Source organism: Nocardioides sp. WG-D5 (assembly GCF_054031175.1).
Genome location: NZ_CM132928.1, coordinates 1,717,754 through 1,732,755, shown reverse-complemented (window position 1 = coordinate 1,732,755; position 15,002 = coordinate 1,717,754). Strand labels below are relative to the sequence as shown.

Sequence of the window (15,002 nt, the reverse complement as noted above, 5' to 3'; positions counted from 1 at the left end):
ATGCTGCGCCGCGGCCGAATCGGCTGGCTTGAACGAAATCGACCGGCGAGGATCGGTCCATGACGGGTGTGACCCGCGAGATCGTCCGACTGCCGACCCACCCCGGGCTGCGGGGTCTGGTCGCGGGCGTCGTCGGTTTCCGCGAGCAGTCGGCCACGCCGCTCGAGCGCCGCCAGCCCGCCGGGACGCTGCTGCCGCTGGTGCTCTCCTTCGGTGACCCGTTCGAGATCGTCGACGTCGCCGCGGGGGAGGGGGAGGGGACGTACGGGTCGTTCCTCTCCGGCTTCATGCCCGGGCCGGTCTCGACCCGGTCCGGCCGCAGTCATGCGTGCGTGCAGGTCTACCTGACGCCGCTCGGCGTCACCCGGCTGCTGGGCGTGCCGGGCCATGAGATCGCGAGCCGGGTGGTGAGGGTCGAGGACCTGGTCCCCGAGCTCGGGCCGTCCTTCTCGGAGCAGCTGGCGGAGGCCGCCACCTGGCGGCGGAGGTTCGACCTGGTCCAGTCCGCCCTGCTGGCGCGAGCCGGCGACCCCGCCGACCCGATGGCGTCCTGGCTGTGGGACCGGATCACCGAGTCCGGAGGCCAGGCGCCCATCCGGGACCTCGTGACCGAGACCGGCTGGAGCCACCGCTACGTCACGACCACCTTCCGACGCGCCGTCGGGCTCACCCCGAAGGCGGCCGCGGGCGTCGTACGTTTCGAGCGGGCCGCCGCCGACCTCGGCCGGCTGCCCGTCGCCGAGGTCGCGGTCCGGCACGGCTACGCCGACCAGAGCCACCTGACCCGCGAGGCGGTCAGGTACGCCGGCGAACCGCCTGCTGCGCTCGCCGCCAGCCGGCGGCCGACCGCCCACACCGCGCTCGGGACGACCCCGTCCGGCTCGCGCGTGCGCTAGAGGCGCGCCTGCGCGAGCTTGATGAGCTCGAGGAGATCGTCGTCGGCGTCAGGCACGCCGTCGACCGGCCACCAACGTACGTCGAGGGACTCCTCGCTCACCTCCGGAACCGCACCGGCGGGAGCGACCGCCATAAAGCGCACGTCGAGGTGGTGGACATCGCCCGACGGAGCGCAGAACGGCACCGGGTGCTCGGAGAGCTGCACGAGTCCGGGCAGCGGCACCAGGTCCGGCACCCCGGACTCCTCACGCAGCTCGCGGGCCGCGGCCGCCCACAGGGTCGCGTCGTCCTGCTCGAGATGTCCGCCGAACTGGAACCACCGCTGCGCCTTGCGGTGATGGGTCAGCAGCACCGAGGTGCCATCGTCGGAGAGCACCACGCACGAAGCCGTCAGGTGGTCGGGGACGCACGACTTGAAGACGCCGGTGGGCTCGGCCTCGAGGTGAGCGACGTAGCGCTGCCGCAGGGTCTCCTGCGGAGCCGACGGAGCATCCCACGCCCGCAGGGCTGCGAGCGCGTCAGCGTGCAGACTCACTCCTCGTCCGGCTTGTCCGAGTCGGTCCCGCCGAGGAGCTTCTTCAGCTCCTCGTCGAAGTCGATCGAGTCGACGTCGGGCGCCTCGGCGCCCTCGCGGAAGCCGAGCGGGTCGTCGAGGTCCGCCGAGGTGGGCAGCAGCGCCGGTGACATCCAGACGCCGTCGCGGGCCTCGATGCCCTGGCGGGTGCGCAGCGAGCCCCACAGGGCAGCCGCGTCGCGCAGGCGTCGCGGACGGAGCTCGAGGCCGACCAGGGTCGCGAAGGTCTGCTCGGCCGGGCCGCCGGCAGCGCGCCGGCGGCGCACGGCCTCCTGCAGCTGCGCCGCGACCGGCATCCGCTCGGCGGTGGCCAGGGCGACGACCTCGTCGACCCAGCCCTCGACGAGCGCCAGCACGATCTCGAGGCGCTCCAGCGCGGCCTTCTGCACCGGCGAGTCGGGCACCTCGAACATGCCTTCCTCGAACATGTTCTGCAGCTGCGAGGGGTCCTGCATCGCGGAGAGGTCGAGGCCACGCATCTGCTCCTCGATCCGCTGCTGCATGGCCTCCATGTTGAGCTCCACGCCCTGCGCGTACTCGGTGACGGCGGTGACCACGTGGTCACGCAGCCACGGCACGCCGGCGAAGAGCCGCTGGTGGGCGGCCTCACGGAGGGCCAGGAAGAGCAGCACGTCGTCGGTGCTGACCCCCAGACCCTCGGCGAAGGGCTCGACGTTGACCGGGAGCAGCGCCGCCTGGCCGGTCTCGGCCAGCGGGATGCCGATGTCGGAGACCGAGATGACCTCGCCGGCGAGGTGACCGAGGCCGGTGCCGGCCTGGTTCGCGTACAACGCGCCCATCGCCTTGCCGACGAACCCGATCATCGGGCCCATCTGCGCCTTCATCTCCTCGGGCAGCTGACCGCTCATCGCGGCCGCCGTCGAGGCCGCGACCGGCTCGATCAGCGGCTTCCACGCGTCCAGCGTGTTGACCAGCCACTCGGCCTTGGACCAAGCGGTGGCGGACTTCACGCCGGAGGGGAACGAGGTGGTGTCCTCCAACCAGTGGTCGGCCAGCTGGATCGCGTCGGCGACCGCGTCCTTCTGCTTCTGAGAAGGCGTCGGGTCGGGCGTGGACGCGGCGACCTTTCGGGCGAGGTCCATCGCGACGTCCCAGTTCAGCGGGCCGTCATAGGGCTGTAGCAGCGACTGGATCTGACCGAAGATCTGGCTCAGGTCAGGCATGCCGCCGGGGCCGCCACCGACGCCGCCGATGGGGAAACCACCGAAGAACGCTTCAAAGGGCGTGCCCTTGAAGGGGTTCTCCGGCTCCTCCGGCTCGTCGGGGCCACCTGGGGTCTGACTCATGTGTCCAGCCTACGCGGTTACGGAAGCCCGCTGTCAGCAAGCACTACGCTGGTCCCATGGCTGAACCGAAGAAAGGCGCCGTCAAGCTTCTGGACATCCGGGAGACCCCTCTCGATGTCTCCGAGGTGATGGACGCCCTCGACGACGACGCGTCCGGCGGCGTGACTCTCTTCGTCGGTCGCGTACGTGACCACGACGGGGGCAAGGGCGTGACCGGGCTCGACTACCAGGCCCATCCCACCGCCCTCGCGCGCCTGACCGAGGTCGCCGAGAAGGTCGCCGCCGACCACGGCGTCGCGGGCGTCGCCGCCGTCCACCGCACCGGCCACCTCGACATCGGCGACATCGCCGTCATCGTCGCCACCGCCTCCGGCCACCGTGGCGAGGCCTTCGCCGCCTCCCGCGACCTCATCGACACCCTCAAGGCCGAGGTGCCCATCTGGAAGCACCAGGTCTTCACCGACGGCACCGACGAGTGGGTCGGCGCGCCGTGACATGGCGATTGCTTCGCAATTCGCGCAGCGCCTCCGCTTGACCCTCGTCTTCCTCCGCTGCGCTCAGTCGCTTCGCTCCCTCGCTCCGCTGCGTCCAGACGAGGGGCGCTCCGGCGCTGGGATGTCGCGCTGGCGGGTCTTGGACGGCGCGCCATGATGCGCGGCGTTGGGTGACCAAATAGGCTGCGTACGTGGACATCCTGCTGTGGCTCGTGCCGTCCGCGGTCATCACCGTGCTGGCGATGGCGTGGGTCGCATTTCTCGGCCGTGAGGGGCGCGAGGAGGACCGCGAGGAGGTCGTACGCCGCCTCGGCATCGCGCTGGAGAAGGAGAAGACGCGCGAGCGCTCGAAACGGTACGCAGCCCCGCAGCCGCCGCCCGACAGGTCGACCGGCGTCGCGGTCCGGGTGAACCGCGATGCCTCTGAGAGTGCACTTGGTCGCGAATGAGAAGGTGACGCTATGACCCCGTGCGGCGTAGCCCTTGTCTGGACTGACTGGAGCGAGGGAGCGCCAGCGACTGAGCGTAGGGAAGGAAGACAAGGAATGCGCGGAGCCGCGCGCGCCGAGCGGAGCGAGGCACGATGACGCAGCGCACCTTGGCAGGTCTTGTCGCCCTGCCGCTCGTGGTCGCCCTGATCGTGATCGCGTGGGTGGTTCCGCTGCCCTACACGATCTACAGCCCCGGGCCGACGGTGAACGTCCTGGGCAAGTTCGACGGCAAGGACATCGTCCAGGTGAAGGGCCACGAGAGCTACCGCGACAAGGGGCAGCTGCGGATGACCACGGTCTCCGAGACCACCCGCGAGGCGCGGCTCGGCCTGTGGACCCTGCTGGGCGCATGGATGAGCGAGACCGAGGCGGTCTACCCGCGCGAGGTCGCCTACCCCGACCAGGGCACCGTCGAGGACGACCGCGAGGCCGGGCAGGTGCAGATGGCCAGCGCGCAGGACGCCGCGATCGCCGCGGCCCTGACCAAGCTCGGTGAGGATGTCGACGAGGTCTCGGTCGCCGAGGTCAGCAAGGACGCTCCCGCCGAGGGCAAGCTGAAGGCCGAGGACGTCGTCACCAAGGTCGGCGACAAGGCGGTCGACACCCCCGAGGAGGTCGTCACCGAGGTGCAGAAGGTGAAGCCCGGCGACACCATCGAGCTGACCGTCGAGCGCAAGGGCAAGACGCTCACCCAGACCATCAAGACCGGCGAGAAGGACGGCAAGGCCTTCATCGGCGTCTCGCTGGGGGCGACCTACGAGTTCCCCTACGACGTCAAGATCACGCTCGACCCGGCCATCGGCGGACCGAGCGCCGGGCTGATGATGGCGCTCTCGGTCTACGACACCCTCACCAAGGGCCCGCTGACCGGTGAGCAGAAGATCGCCGGGACCGGCACCATCGACGGCGACGGCAACGTCGGCCCGATCGGCGGGATCCAGCAGAAGATCCCGGGGGCGGCCTCGGACGGGGCCAAGCTCTTCCTGGTGCCCGCCGGCAACTGCCAAGACGTCGAGGGCGCCGAGAACGGTGACATGCGCCTGACCCGTGTGGAGAACCTCGACGACGCCATCAAGGCCATCGAGACCTGGACCGAGGACCCGAATGCCAAGCTGCCGACCTGTGGGAGCACGAAGTGAACGACACCCCTGAGCCCACACCCGGGCCCACGCCAGAGCTCAGCCGCGGCCTCGACCTGGAGACCGATCCCGCTCTGGCCGCGGCCGTCCTCGAGATCGAGGCCCACGTCGCGAGCGAGGGCTGGGACGGGCCGGCGAGGCTGTTCGCGCTCGTCGACACCGCCGCGCTGGTCAAGGCCGAGCCCGCGCTCGCCACGATGATGGGCCTGGACAACCCCGACCAGGAGGGGTCGCTGACCCCGATCGAGCAGGACCAGGTGCCGGTCACGACCCAGCTGGAGGAGGTCCTCCAGACGACGGCCTGGCCCGCAGGGGTCACCGGCTGCGCCGCGGTCGTCGAGCGCCTGGTGCTGCCGCCCGACGCCGACGGCAAGATCCCCGACGACGCCGAGGCGGCCGCGGAGTTCGCCAAGGCGCACCCCGACCGGCAAGAGGTACGCATCGTGGCCGGCGCGACACGTGCTGGTGCCACGTACTGTGCTCTGCGGTTGAAGGCCCACGACGACGACCAGTCGGTCATCGGCGGCGTCGACCTGGTCCCCGAGCTCCTCGAGCTGCTGCGTGGCACGCTCGAGGAGAACCCAGACAGCGAGGGTGACGAATGAGCTTGTTTGACGACGACGACCCGGCGCAGGCGCCGGTGCGACAGAGCAGCGGCCGCAACCGATGGCTGGTGATCGCCGCCGTCTCGGTCATCGTGCTCTTCTTCGGGATCAGCGCCTTCGCGGCGGTCTACACCGACGCGCTGTGGTACGACGCAATCGACTTCAGCAGCGTCTTCGGCACGGTCTTCTGGACGCGTACGGCGCTCTTCGTGATCTTCGGCGTGCTGATGGGGATCATGATCGGGCTGCCGGCCGCGCTCGCCTACCGCACCCGTCCCTACTTCCACCCGGCCGACGACATCGGCGGCCTGGACCGCTACCGCGACGCGATCGCCCCGATCCGCACCTGGCTGCTGGTCGGCATCGCGGGGGTGTCGGGGATCTTCGCCGGCTTCTCCGGCGCGGGCCACTGGCGTACGTACCTGATGTGGCGCCACGGGCGCGACTTCGACAAGGTCGACGAGTTCTTCAAGAAGGACATCGGCTTCTACGTCTTCGACCTGCCGTGGTGGCACTACCTGGTCAACTTCGCGCTGACCGGGCTGATCCTCGGCACCATCGGCGCGATGATCGTGCACTACGTCTACGGCGGGATCCGACTCACCGCGCAGCGCGACCGGTTCACCCGCTCGGCGCAGATCCAGCTCAGCGCCATGCTCGGGCTGATCCTGCTGGTGAAGGGGCTCGACTACTGGGTCGACCGCTACGACCTCGTCAACGGCTCCGGTCCGCGCCTGGACGGGATGACCTACACCGACGAGCACGCGGTGCTCCCGGCCAACCAGATCCTGCTCGCGATCGCGGTGATCTGCGGCGTGCTGTTCCTCCTGAACATGTGGCGACGCAGCTGGCAGCTGCCCTCGATCGCGATCTCGCTGTTCGCGATCTCGGTGCTGCTGATCGGGATGATCTGGCCCGCGATCGTGCAGGGCTTCCAGGTCCGACCGAGCGAGCAGGACAAGGAGAAGCCCTACCTGGCGGCCAACATCAAGGCCACCCAGGACGCCTACGGCATCTCCAAGGACGACCTCGAGGTGACCGAGTACACCTCGCAGGCCGAGGCCGACGGAGCCTCGCCCGACCAGCTCGACGAGACCGCGTCCTCGCTGCCGATCGTCGACCCCGCGGTCGTCCACCGCGAGTTCGAGCAGGTCCAGCAGGGTCGCTCCTACTACTCGGTGCACGAGCCGCTCGACATCTCCACCTACGACGTCGGTGGCAAGGAGCGGGCGGTCGTGCTCGGCGTACGCGAGCTCAACCAGGCCGGCATCTCCGACTCCGACCGCACCTGGACCAACCTGCACACGGTCTACACCCACTCCAACGGCGTGATCGCCTCCTACGCCAACATGCGCGGCGCCGACGACAAGTCGGAGTCGAGCCAGATGCAGTGGGCCGAGGGCGACCGCACCGGTCAGCACGACCTCACCTCGGGCCAGGGCAAGTTCCAGGACAAGGTCTACTTCGGCGAGGACTCCCCGGAGTACTCGATCGTCGGCAAGTCCGGCGAGGGCGCCGCGGTCGAGCTCGACTACAACTCCGAGGACGGCGAGACCCGGACGACGTACGAAGGTGCCGGCGGTGTCCCGATCGGCTCCAACTTCCGTCAGCTGATGTACGCCATCCAGTTCGGCTCCACGAACTTCCTGCTCTCCTCGCGGGTCAACGAGAACTCCGAGATCCTCTACGACCGCTCCCCGAAGGAGCGGGTGCAGAAGGTCGCGCCGTGGCTGACGCTCGACGACGACGTCTACCCGGTGATCGTCGGTGGGCGGATCCAGTGGGTGGTCGACGGCTACACGACCACCGACCGCTACCCGCAGGCCGCGCGCGACTCGTTCGCCTCGATGACCGACGACGCCACCCAGACCTCGGCCGGGGTGCAGACGCTGCCCACCGACGAGATCAACTACATGCGCAACGCGGTGAAGGCGACCGTCGACGCCTACGACGGCACCGTCACCCTCTACGAGTGGGACGAGGCGGACCCGATCCTGCAGACGTGGGAGGCGGCCTTCCCAGGCACCGTGATGCCGAAGTCGTCGATCCCGAAGGAGCTGATGGAGCACCTTCGCTACCCCGAGGACCTCTACAAGGTGCAGCGCTACCAGCTGGCGCGCTACCACGTCTCCGACCCGGACGTGTTCTTCTCCGGCAACGAGCGGTGGGCCGTGCCCGAGGACCCGAACGACGACAACCACCAGCAGACGCCCTACCGGATGTTCCTCGACGACGGCTCGGGCACCGCGCGCTGGTCGCTGACGTCGGCCTTCGTGCCCTACAACCGCCCCAACCTGGCGGCGATGATGTCGGTCGATTCCGATGCCACCTCGGAGAACTACGGGAAGATCCGGATCACCACCGGCTTCCCCGACGACACCCAGGGCCCCGGCATGGTCTCCAACGAGTTCCGTACGGACAAGGCGATCGCGGACGAGGTCGCCTCTTTCAACCGCTCCGGGTCGGCGCCGGTGTGGGGCCAGGTCATCACGTACCCGACGGCGAAGAACGGCATCCTGTACGTCGAGCCGATCTACGCCCGCCGGGCGACCGCCTCCACCTCCGGCTATGCCCAGCTCGCCTTCGTGCTGGTCTCCTACGACGGACGGGTCGGTTACGGATCGACGCTGAGCGAGGCCCTCGAGGTCGCGCTCACCGGCGCCGCCCCGACGCCCCCGACGGCCTCCGATCCCGACGAGGAACCGGCCGAGACCACCCCACCCTCCTCCGGTGACTCACCGCGCGAGGTCGGCCAGCTCCTGGAGGACGCGCGCGCCCTCTTCGCCCAGGCCGACGAGGCCGGCAAGGCCGGCGACTACGCCGAGCGTGAGCGGCTCATCGCGGAGGCGCAGGACAAGGTCGACCAGGCCGCCGAGCTCATCTCGGGCGGGTGAGGACATCTCCGATTAGGGTTCGTTTCCCTTCGCGTGTAATGTTCTTCTTGCGACGCGGGGTGGAGCAGCTCGGTAGCTCGCTGGGCTCATAACCCAGAGGTCACAGGTTCAAATCCTGTCCCCGCTACTCCGAAGAAGAAGCCCGGACCAGCTGGTCCGGGCTTCTTCGATTTCCGGCCCGATCTGCGGTTCGTTGCGCTGTCGGTCTCAGTCGGCCAGAAGTGCGTCCTGCAGCGTGCGGGCGAGCCAGGCCACGTACTCGTCCACGGACCAACCGCGGCCGAGAACGAGTGCGTCGTGGTTGGCCTGCGCGCACAGGGTCCAGATGATGTCCGCCGCTCGATCAGCCGTCAGCTCGGGCCGTAGAGCGCCACGCGACTCCAGGAGGGCGGCGAACCGACCCAGACCTGCTCGCCGGGTCGCGGCGTGCTCGCGCTGCAGCCGCTGCAGGTCCGGCTCCGACGCCGCTGCGGCGTCGAGGACCCGCAGCAGAGGTCCTACCCGGCCCCACACGCCGGGCTGTGTGGCCGCGTAGAGCTCGAGCTGGCGACGCGGGTCGGCCTCGTCGATGATCGTGCTGATCGCCGGGCGCTCCTCCACGGGTACCTGTGCGCGACCGGCGCCCCCGGCCACCGCTGCCTGGACCGCTGCATCGAGCAGTCCTGCTTTGCCCGGCGCCGCGCGGTAGACCGTCTGGAGGGCGACTCCGGCCTCGGCTGCGATCGCCGGGATCGTGGCGCCGGCGTAGCCACGCTCGAGGAACAGGCGAGTGGCCGCCTCGATCACGCGATTTCGGGTGTGCTCCGCCTTCGCGCGACGGCCGGCCGCGTCGTACGTGCGTTTGGGGGTTGACGAGTCAGACATTGAGTAGAATGCTACTAACATCAATATCTCGGGATCATGCGACACGCCCGAGACAGGAGATCGAGATGGAAGGCACCGAGATCACGGCCAACGCCCGCCGCGTGCTCGAAGAGGTGTTCCCCGCCAACGACAAGAAGTCCCTGGGGGAGCTGATCAGCGACCGCTTCGTCAACCACGAGGCGCCCCCAGGGACACCCCCGGGCCGGGGGAGTGTCGAGATGTTCATGGACCTGCTGGCCGCGGCTTTCACCGACCAGCGGTGGGAGATCCACCAGACGGTGACGCAGGGAGACACGGTCGTCCTGCAGTGCACCCACAGCGGCGTGCACACCGGCGACTGGTTCGGCATCCCCGCTTCCGGGAAGCGGTTCGCCTACAAGCAGGTGCACATCGTGCGGTTCGAGGACGGGATGGGCGTCGAGCACTGGGCGGTGCGCGACGATGCCGCGCTCATGCGCCAGCTTTCGGGTTCCGATCGCCCGCTCGGCGCGGCAGTCGGCGCCGGGTCCTGACGATCCGCGAGTGGTGCGACATGCCTGACAGGCTCGAGAGGCGGTCGAGCTGACCCAGATTTGGGTTCGGCACGGTTCGCGGTAGAGTTGCTCCTGCGACGCGGGGTGGAGCAGCTCGGTAGCTCGCTGGGCTCATAACCCAGAGGTCACAGGTTCAAATCCTGTCCCCGCTACTCCGAAACAAGACCCGGACCAGATGGTCCGGGTCTTGTTGTATTGGATCCACCTGCGGATTCGCGTCGATGGGTTGGCGTTCGGGGCGGGTCGCGCTGGTGATCGCGGTGGGACCGTCCTCACCGGGTCGGGGCGAACCCTCCCCAGACGGCGAAGGAACCGCCTGAGCCGTGGGCGTCGACGCGGTAGCTGTCGCGCTCGAGATCGCGGACGCCGGTCGCGTGGTTGTACTGACCGGCGAACTCGTGCTGTCCGGCAGGCACGGTGCGGCCCGGCTCGAGGACCCAGCGGTAGAGCAGCGCACCGCCGGTCTCCTCGACGGTGACGGTGAAGTCCCCGCTCGGCAGGGTCTGCCAGTTGCCGGTGCTCCGCACGTCGCCGGTCTGGGCGATGCGCAGTTCCACGGTCACCGAGGTGAGCGGCTTGGTGGTCTCGAGGGTCAGGTTGCTCTGGGCCCAGTAGATGGTGCTGTGGGGGTCCAGCGAGCCCTCGGACCGCAACGGTCCGTCCTCGACCCGGCTTTCGTCGGCCGGCGTCGGGTGCGCGCTGCCCCAGGTGGGGGCAGGGGTTGGGACCGAGGCCGGACCGGTCGTGGTGGTCGTGCCGGAGGACGGCGCCGGACTGGGCGTGACGGTCGGGGAGGTGGCGGTCGGGGACGGGGTCGTGGGAGCGGGTGCGGTGGCCGGCAGCAACGGAGCTCCGCCGATGGCGGCAGCGACGGCGAGACCACCGGTCGCCAGGGTGGCGGTGGCGACGAGACCGACGATCGCCGCCCGGGGCCATGACCTGGCGATCGAAGGTGTGCGGTGCCGGACACCGGGGTCGGCCGCACCGCGCTCCACGCGCGCCAGGATCCTGGCGCGGTTGGGCTCGTGGGCCGCGGCGGCCTCTCGCAGCCGTCGGCTGATCTCGTCGTTCATCGGTTCCTCCCTCCTGTAGCCAGCTCGCCGGCCGTATCCGCGCCGAGTAACCGTTCCAGCTCGGCCATCCCCTTCGAGGTCTGGCTTTTCACCGTACCGACCGAGATGCCCAGCGCAGCGGCGGTGTCCTTCTCCGACAGGTCGAGGGCGTGGCGCATGACCACGCACGCCCGCTTGCGGAACGGCAGCCGGGTGAGCGCGGCTCGGACGTCCTGCACGACCGCGACGTCCGGTCCGTTCACGTGTTCGGCACCGAGAGACCAGAACAGCGCCACCCGCCGTCGCTCACGTACGCTGCTCCGGATCCTCTCCCGCGCCAGGTTGGTCACCACGCCGCGGGCGTAGGCGACCGGGTGTTGCGCTGCCCGCAGCCGGTCCCAGCGCTGCCACAGGGCGACCAGCGCATCGGCGGCGAGGTCGTCCGCCGCGTCCTTCTCGCCGGTCAGCAGGTGGGCGAGACGCGCCAGTTCGGCGTAGTGGCGTTCGAAGAAGTCGTGGAACTCTGCGGACGCGTCGTCGGCGAGCATCTCCGGCGGTTGCCCTCTCCCTGCGATGTGCACGTTAACAATCGGCGTGAGCGTAGCAACGCCGCCCACGGTCAGTGCCTGGCGAACTGGACCCGGGTCGGCTGCGCGACGTCCGGTTCGAGGGCGATCCCGGTGATGGTCAGCCGCTCACCGTAGATGTCGGTGATCCTGATCGCCCTGCCGCAGCCGTTGCCGTCCTCGGCGAGGAAGTAGTTGTAGTCGGTGCGTTGCAGCCTGCGCCAGCCGTTGCCGGTCCGGACCTCGAGCGCGGCCACCGGGTTGCGGTGGCCGATCACCTGGATACCGCACCACCACTGACTGGACCCGGCCTTGTAGCGGATCGAGATGGTGCCGATCTCGGCGGGGCTCAGCAGCTTCCAGGTGATCGGGATCCGGCCGACGGAGAGATCGGCGAGCTTGGCGAACGCCTGTTGGCTGAGGTCGATCTGCCCGGGCTCGCAGGGCAACGGGCACTCGTTGGTGATCCGCACCGTGATGGAAGCCCCGTTGGCGGCGCGGACCCGGACGTACGCCCCGCACGCCCTGGCCGTCTCGTAGTCGGTGTGGTTCATCGCCGCGATCATGAGGTCGTCGGCCGGGCCGAAGAGGCAGGCGCCGTTCCCGTCACCCGCCTCGTAGGCGGTCGCGACGCCCCGGTAACGGACGCCGGGCTCGATCCGATCGGCCAATGACCCGGTGGACCCCGCGGACTCGGCGCGAGGGGTGCTCGAAGGCGTGCGCGGCTTGCTGGCGGGCGACGGCTTTCGGGTGCGGCGGGGCGATGGGGACGGACTCGTGACCGGCGGCTGACTCGATGCGATCGTGGCGTCGGGCGCCGCGGTCGGAGAGTCGGAATCGGCGGGGTCGCTCGACTGTGCAGCCGTGGCGGACTCGTCGGTGGCACGCCAGGCGTCCGTGCTGCCCCCGATGAGGAGCGCGGCAGCCAGGCAGACCACAACACTGACGGCCAGCAGCGTCAGCGGATTGCCGATGGTCAGCCGGTGCTTGCGAGGCGGCTCCGACGGGCCGTGATTCGTTGTCCTCATGTCCATCCGTTCGTAGATCGAGTCGATGTTCCCCGCTGCAGTTGCCGCCGGAGCCGAAAAGGTTGCCGCCCATCGCCCAGTCCCGGGTCGGCCTGCTGGCAGGCTGACCCGGGACTCGATGGTTGTGGGGTCAGGACGGGTCGCCGTACTGCAGACCGCGTCCGTTGGTGCCGATGTAGACGCGGCCGTAGGTGTCGGGGTCGCCGGTGATGACGCCGACGCTGCCGATGGCGCCCCACTGGTGGGCGTTGTCGTTGACGCGGAGCCAGGTGGTGCCCTTGTCGGTGGAGCGGAAGACTCCGGTGACGTCCTTGACGGTGCCGATCAGGTACAGGGCCTGGTACGAGGCGCCCGGCTTCGCCTTGCCGAAGCCGAGGGCGGAGGCGGACTGCACGGACTTGAGCGTGCTGAAGCTCCGGCCGCCGTCGGTGGAGTGCAGCAGTCCCTTGCCGCTGCCGGCGATCCACAGGTCCCCGGCGATGCCGGGCACGGCCGTGAGCCGGCCGGAGGGCAGATTGCCGGCGCGGGCCGTGAAGGTCGCGCCGCCGTCGGTGCTGGCGTGGAGCGTGCCGCCGGACAGTGAGTAGAAGGTCTTGGCCGAGGAGCGGTCGGCGACGACCACGGCGTCGGCGCCCAGGCCGCTGACCCTCGACCAGCTCGACCCCTTGTCGGTCGAGCGGTACGGCGCCTGGCCGGCCTGCGTCCAGACGATGGTGGAGCCGTCCGCCGCGAGCGCGACACGGCCGTCGTCGGCCTCGGCGACCGGCTCCGCCTTGAAGCCGCTCCAGGTGCTGCCGCCGTCGGTGGAGTACGCGCCGTCCTGATCGCCGCCGTGGCCGACCCGGACCATCGTCGAGGGCTTGGCCTGGGCGAAGTCGATGTCGGTGCTGTTGGTCATCAACGGGTTCGCCAGCCGCCCCGAGGGCACCTTCGTCAGGGAGCCGTGGCGGAAGCCGCCCTGGTCGCCCATGGAGGTGATGACGGTGGCGCCGCCGGGAGGGGCGATCGCGTCCAGCAGCGAGGTCTCCTCGAGACCTCGGGCGCCGGAGCTCCAGTGGCTGGTGCCGCCGCTGTCGGAGGCGTTCGCGTCCTTGCTGCGCCAGATGCCGTTGCCGGTGCCGTACAGCACGTGGCCGGAGCTGAAGGGGTCGATGGCCAGGGCGGTCATCCAGTGCCCGGTGTGGGTGCCGACGTACGGAGCGCCGGAGGCGCTGCGCTTCGACCTGTCGGCCAGTGCCTTCCAGTGCGCGCCGCCATCGGTGCTGCGGTAGATCTCGTCCTCGGGCCACCAGCGGTCGAGGGTGGTGACCATCACCGTGGAGGGCTTGCGCGGGTCGACGGCCAGACCGGAGAACCCGTAGCCGCCCTGCGACGGGGAGATGTTCTTCCACGCCCCGCTCTTCGGTGTGTACTTCCACACCGAGCCCGTCGTCGCGTCCATCGGGCCGGTGCTGTTGCTGTAGGTCAGGTACAGCGAGCCGTCACCGGAGACCACGCCGTGCTGCGGCATCTGGCCGGTGGGCTGCCCGGCCACGGCCCGCCAGGTGCGGCCACTGTCGGTGGAGCGGTACAGGGAGGTCGACGAGTCGCCGACACCGACGTAGATCGTCCTGCTGCCGGCCTTGCCGTACGTCACGAAGGAGACGCCCGCGCCGCTGCTCGCGCCGTTCTTGACGGGGAACGAGGAGACCTGACGCCAGGTCACGCCGTAGTCGGTGCTGCGCCACAGGCCGTTCTTGCGGCTGCCCAGCAGCAGGGTGTCGTGATTGGCCGGGTCGACCGCGAGCCGTTCGCCCGTCCCGCGGCCGTGCTCGTTCGCGCCCACCTTGAACGGCAGATCGGTGCGCTTGAAGGTGCGGCCCCGATCCGTGGAGCGCAGGATCGCGCCGTTGCCCGCCCAGTCGTTGGTGTAGGTGCCCGCCATGAGGTAGAGCCGTTTGGGGGCGACGGGGTCGGTGGCCACCGAGTCGATGCCCAGCAGGTTCCAGTCCTTCTCGCCGACCCAGTCGGTCAGCGGGACCCACCGCTCGGCCGTGGTGTTCCAGCGGTAGGCGCCGCCCATGTCGGTCCGCGCGTACAGCAGGCCCTTCTCCTTCTGGTTGAACACCAGACCCGTGACGTAACCGCCGCCCACGACCTGGGCGTTCCTCCACTTGTACGATCCGGACCCAGCCGTTTGGGGCTGGGCCGATGCCACCGGCTCCTGCTGCTGGACGCTGGTGCCGCCGGCGGTGGAGGAGCCGTTGTCATCGAGCACCGCGCCACTGCGTACGGAGGTCTGCCGCTCGTCGGCGCTGCGCTCGGCCGTCGTGGACGGCGAGTCCTCCTGGGCGAACACGAGGCCTGGTGCGACGACGGCGGGCACGCCGACCAACAGACCGGCGGCGATCCAGCGGCGGCGGTGACGCCCGCGGCGGGCGCGGGGCGTGGGGTTGTTCATGGGGGATGTACTCCTTGCAGGTCGATCACCGGAGGAAGGCGGATCCAGGCGACGAACGTGGCCTGGATCCGCCCTCTAGTGGTCACCGGCACTGCAAAGGGTTGCCGCTGGCTGGAAA

General features: G+C 69.8%; 14 protein-coding genes and 2 tRNA genes. 9 read left to right on the top strand and 7 right to left on the bottom strand.

Annotation, left to right across the window (positions count from 1 at the left end; all coding sequences use genetic code 11):
• The first annotated feature begins 59 nt into the window (after positions 1–59).
• A complete protein-coding gene (locus tag ACWZJV_RS08380; RefSeq protein ID WP_457181097.1) occupies positions 60–896 on the top strand; it encodes a helix-turn-helix domain-containing protein in 837 nt (278 codons plus the stop codon).
• Here ACWZJV_RS08380 and ACWZJV_RS08375 read toward each other — a convergent pair.
• On the bottom strand, positions 893–1,432 hold the full coding sequence (locus ACWZJV_RS08375; protein ID WP_457181095.1) for an NUDIX hydrolase: 540 nt from the start codon (positions 1,430–1,432) through the stop codon (positions 893–895). The two genes, ACWZJV_RS08380 and ACWZJV_RS08375, sit on opposite strands and share 4 nt — an antisense overlap.
• Positions 1,429–2,778, bottom strand: a complete 1,350-nt coding sequence (locus ACWZJV_RS08370; protein WP_457181093.1) for a zinc-dependent metalloprotease — start codon at positions 2,776–2,778, stop codon at positions 1,429–1,431. Before ACWZJV_RS08370 ends, ACWZJV_RS08375 begins: the two co-directional genes overlap by 4 nt.
• Before the next feature lie 56 nt (positions 2,779–2,834).
• Between ACWZJV_RS08370 and ACWZJV_RS08365 the strand changes: the two genes are divergently transcribed.
• The 6 genes from ACWZJV_RS08365 (at position 2,835) to ACWZJV_RS08340 (ending at position 8,528) form a co-directional block, all read left to right on the top strand.
• Positions 2,835–3,272 (top strand): molybdenum cofactor biosynthesis protein MoaE, encoded by a 438-nt coding sequence (locus ACWZJV_RS08365; RefSeq protein ID WP_008361863.1) that lies wholly within the window; start codon positions 2,835–2,837, stop codon positions 3,270–3,272.
• Positions 3,273–3,463: 191 nt separating this feature from the next.
• Positions 3,464–3,721: a hypothetical protein gene (locus ACWZJV_RS08360; protein ID WP_008361864.1), complete on the top strand. Its 258-nt coding sequence runs from the start codon at positions 3,464–3,466 to the stop codon at positions 3,719–3,721.
• 134 nt (positions 3,722–3,855) lie between these two features.
• Complete coding sequence (locus ACWZJV_RS08355) at positions 3,856–4,902, top strand: YlbL family protein (RefSeq protein WP_196872977.1); 1,047 nt, start codon at positions 3,856–3,858, stop codon at positions 4,900–4,902.
• Positions 4,899–5,507: a PPA1309 family protein gene (locus ACWZJV_RS08350; protein WP_008361868.1), complete on the top strand. Its 609-nt coding sequence runs from the start codon at positions 4,899–4,901 to the stop codon at positions 5,505–5,507. Before ACWZJV_RS08355 ends, ACWZJV_RS08350 begins: the two co-directional genes overlap by 4 nt.
• A complete protein-coding gene (locus tag ACWZJV_RS08345) occupies positions 5,504–8,401 on the top strand; it encodes a UPF0182 family membrane protein (RefSeq protein WP_008361870.1) in 2,898 nt (965 codons plus the stop codon). Before ACWZJV_RS08350 ends, ACWZJV_RS08345 begins: the two co-directional genes overlap by 4 nt.
• Positions 8,402–8,454: 53 nt before the next feature.
• A tRNA-Met gene (locus ACWZJV_RS08340) sits at positions 8,455–8,528 on the top strand.
• An 80-nt stretch (positions 8,529–8,608) separates the two neighbouring features.
• On the opposite strand, the gene ACWZJV_RS08335 is transcribed toward ACWZJV_RS08340, so the two are convergent.
• On the bottom strand, positions 8,609–9,265 hold the full coding sequence (locus ACWZJV_RS08335; protein WP_457181088.1) for a TetR/AcrR family transcriptional regulator: 657 nt from the start codon (positions 9,263–9,265) through the stop codon (positions 8,609–8,611).
• 65 nt (positions 9,266–9,330) lie between these two features.
• On the opposite strand from ACWZJV_RS08335, the gene ACWZJV_RS08330 reads away from it, so the two are divergent.
• A complete protein-coding gene (locus ACWZJV_RS08330; RefSeq protein WP_457181086.1) occupies positions 9,331–9,777 on the top strand; it encodes an ester cyclase in 447 nt (148 codons plus the stop codon).
• A 99-nt stretch (positions 9,778–9,876) separates the two neighbouring features.
• Positions 9,877–9,950, top strand: a tRNA-Met gene (locus ACWZJV_RS08325).
• A gap of 120 nt (positions 9,951–10,070) precedes the next feature.
• Here the strand turns inward: ACWZJV_RS08325 and ACWZJV_RS08320 are convergent.
• The 4 genes from ACWZJV_RS08320 to ACWZJV_RS08305 form a co-directional block, all read right to left on the bottom strand.
• Positions 10,071–10,871: a hypothetical protein gene (locus ACWZJV_RS08320; RefSeq protein WP_457181084.1), complete on the bottom strand. Its 801-nt coding sequence runs from the start codon at positions 10,869–10,871 to the stop codon at positions 10,071–10,073.
• Positions 10,868–11,398, bottom strand: a complete 531-nt coding sequence (locus ACWZJV_RS08315; RefSeq protein WP_457181082.1) for a SigE family RNA polymerase sigma factor — start codon at positions 11,396–11,398, stop codon at positions 10,868–10,870. Before ACWZJV_RS08315 ends, ACWZJV_RS08320 begins: the two co-directional genes overlap by 4 nt.
• Positions 11,399–11,469: 71 nt before the next feature.
• On the bottom strand, positions 11,470–12,444 hold the full coding sequence (locus ACWZJV_RS08310; protein WP_457181080.1) for an expansin EXLX1 family cellulose-binding protein: 975 nt from the start codon (positions 12,442–12,444) through the stop codon (positions 11,470–11,472).
• Between the two features lie 130 nt (positions 12,445–12,574).
• Positions 12,575–14,884, bottom strand: coding sequence for a carbohydrate-binding protein (locus tag ACWZJV_RS08305; RefSeq protein WP_457181078.1), 2,310 nt, complete (start codon positions 14,882–14,884; stop codon positions 12,575–12,577).
• Positions 14,885–15,002: the final 118 nt, after the last annotated feature.

Coding starts and splice junctions, on each gene's coding strand:
- ACWZJV_RS08345 (WP_008361870.1), top strand. CDS start 5,504: ATGAGCTTGTTTGACGACGACGACCCGGCGCAGGCGCCGGTGCGACAG.
- ACWZJV_RS08305 (WP_457181078.1), bottom strand. CDS start 14,884: ATGAACAACCCCACGCCCCGCGCCCGCCGCGGGCGTCACCGCCGCCGC.
- ACWZJV_RS08380 (WP_457181097.1), top strand. CDS start 60: ATGACGGGTGTGACCCGCGAGATCGTCCGACTGCCGACCCACCCCGGG.
- ACWZJV_RS08310 (WP_457181080.1), bottom strand. CDS start 12,444: ATGAGGACAACGAATCACGGCCCGTCGGAGCCGCCTCGCAAGCACCGG.
- ACWZJV_RS08370 (WP_457181093.1), bottom strand. CDS start 2,778: ATGAGTCAGACCCCAGGTGGCCCCGACGAGCCGGAGGAGCCGGAGAAC.
- ACWZJV_RS08315 (WP_457181082.1), bottom strand. CDS start 11,398: ATGCTCGCCGACGACGCGTCCGCAGAGTTCCACGACTTCTTCGAACGC.
- ACWZJV_RS08355 (WP_196872977.1), top strand. CDS start 3,856: ATGACGCAGCGCACCTTGGCAGGTCTTGTCGCCCTGCCGCTCGTGGTC.
- ACWZJV_RS08365 (WP_008361863.1), top strand. CDS start 2,835: ATGGCTGAACCGAAGAAAGGCGCCGTCAAGCTTCTGGACATCCGGGAG.
- ACWZJV_RS08330 (WP_457181086.1), top strand. CDS start 9,331: ATGGAAGGCACCGAGATCACGGCCAACGCCCGCCGCGTGCTCGAAGAG.
- ACWZJV_RS08335 (WP_457181088.1), bottom strand. CDS start 9,265: ATGTCTGACTCGTCAACCCCCAAACGCACGTACGACGCGGCCGGCCGT.
- ACWZJV_RS08320 (WP_457181084.1), bottom strand. CDS start 10,871: ATGAACGACGAGATCAGCCGACGGCTGCGAGAGGCCGCCGCGGCCCAC.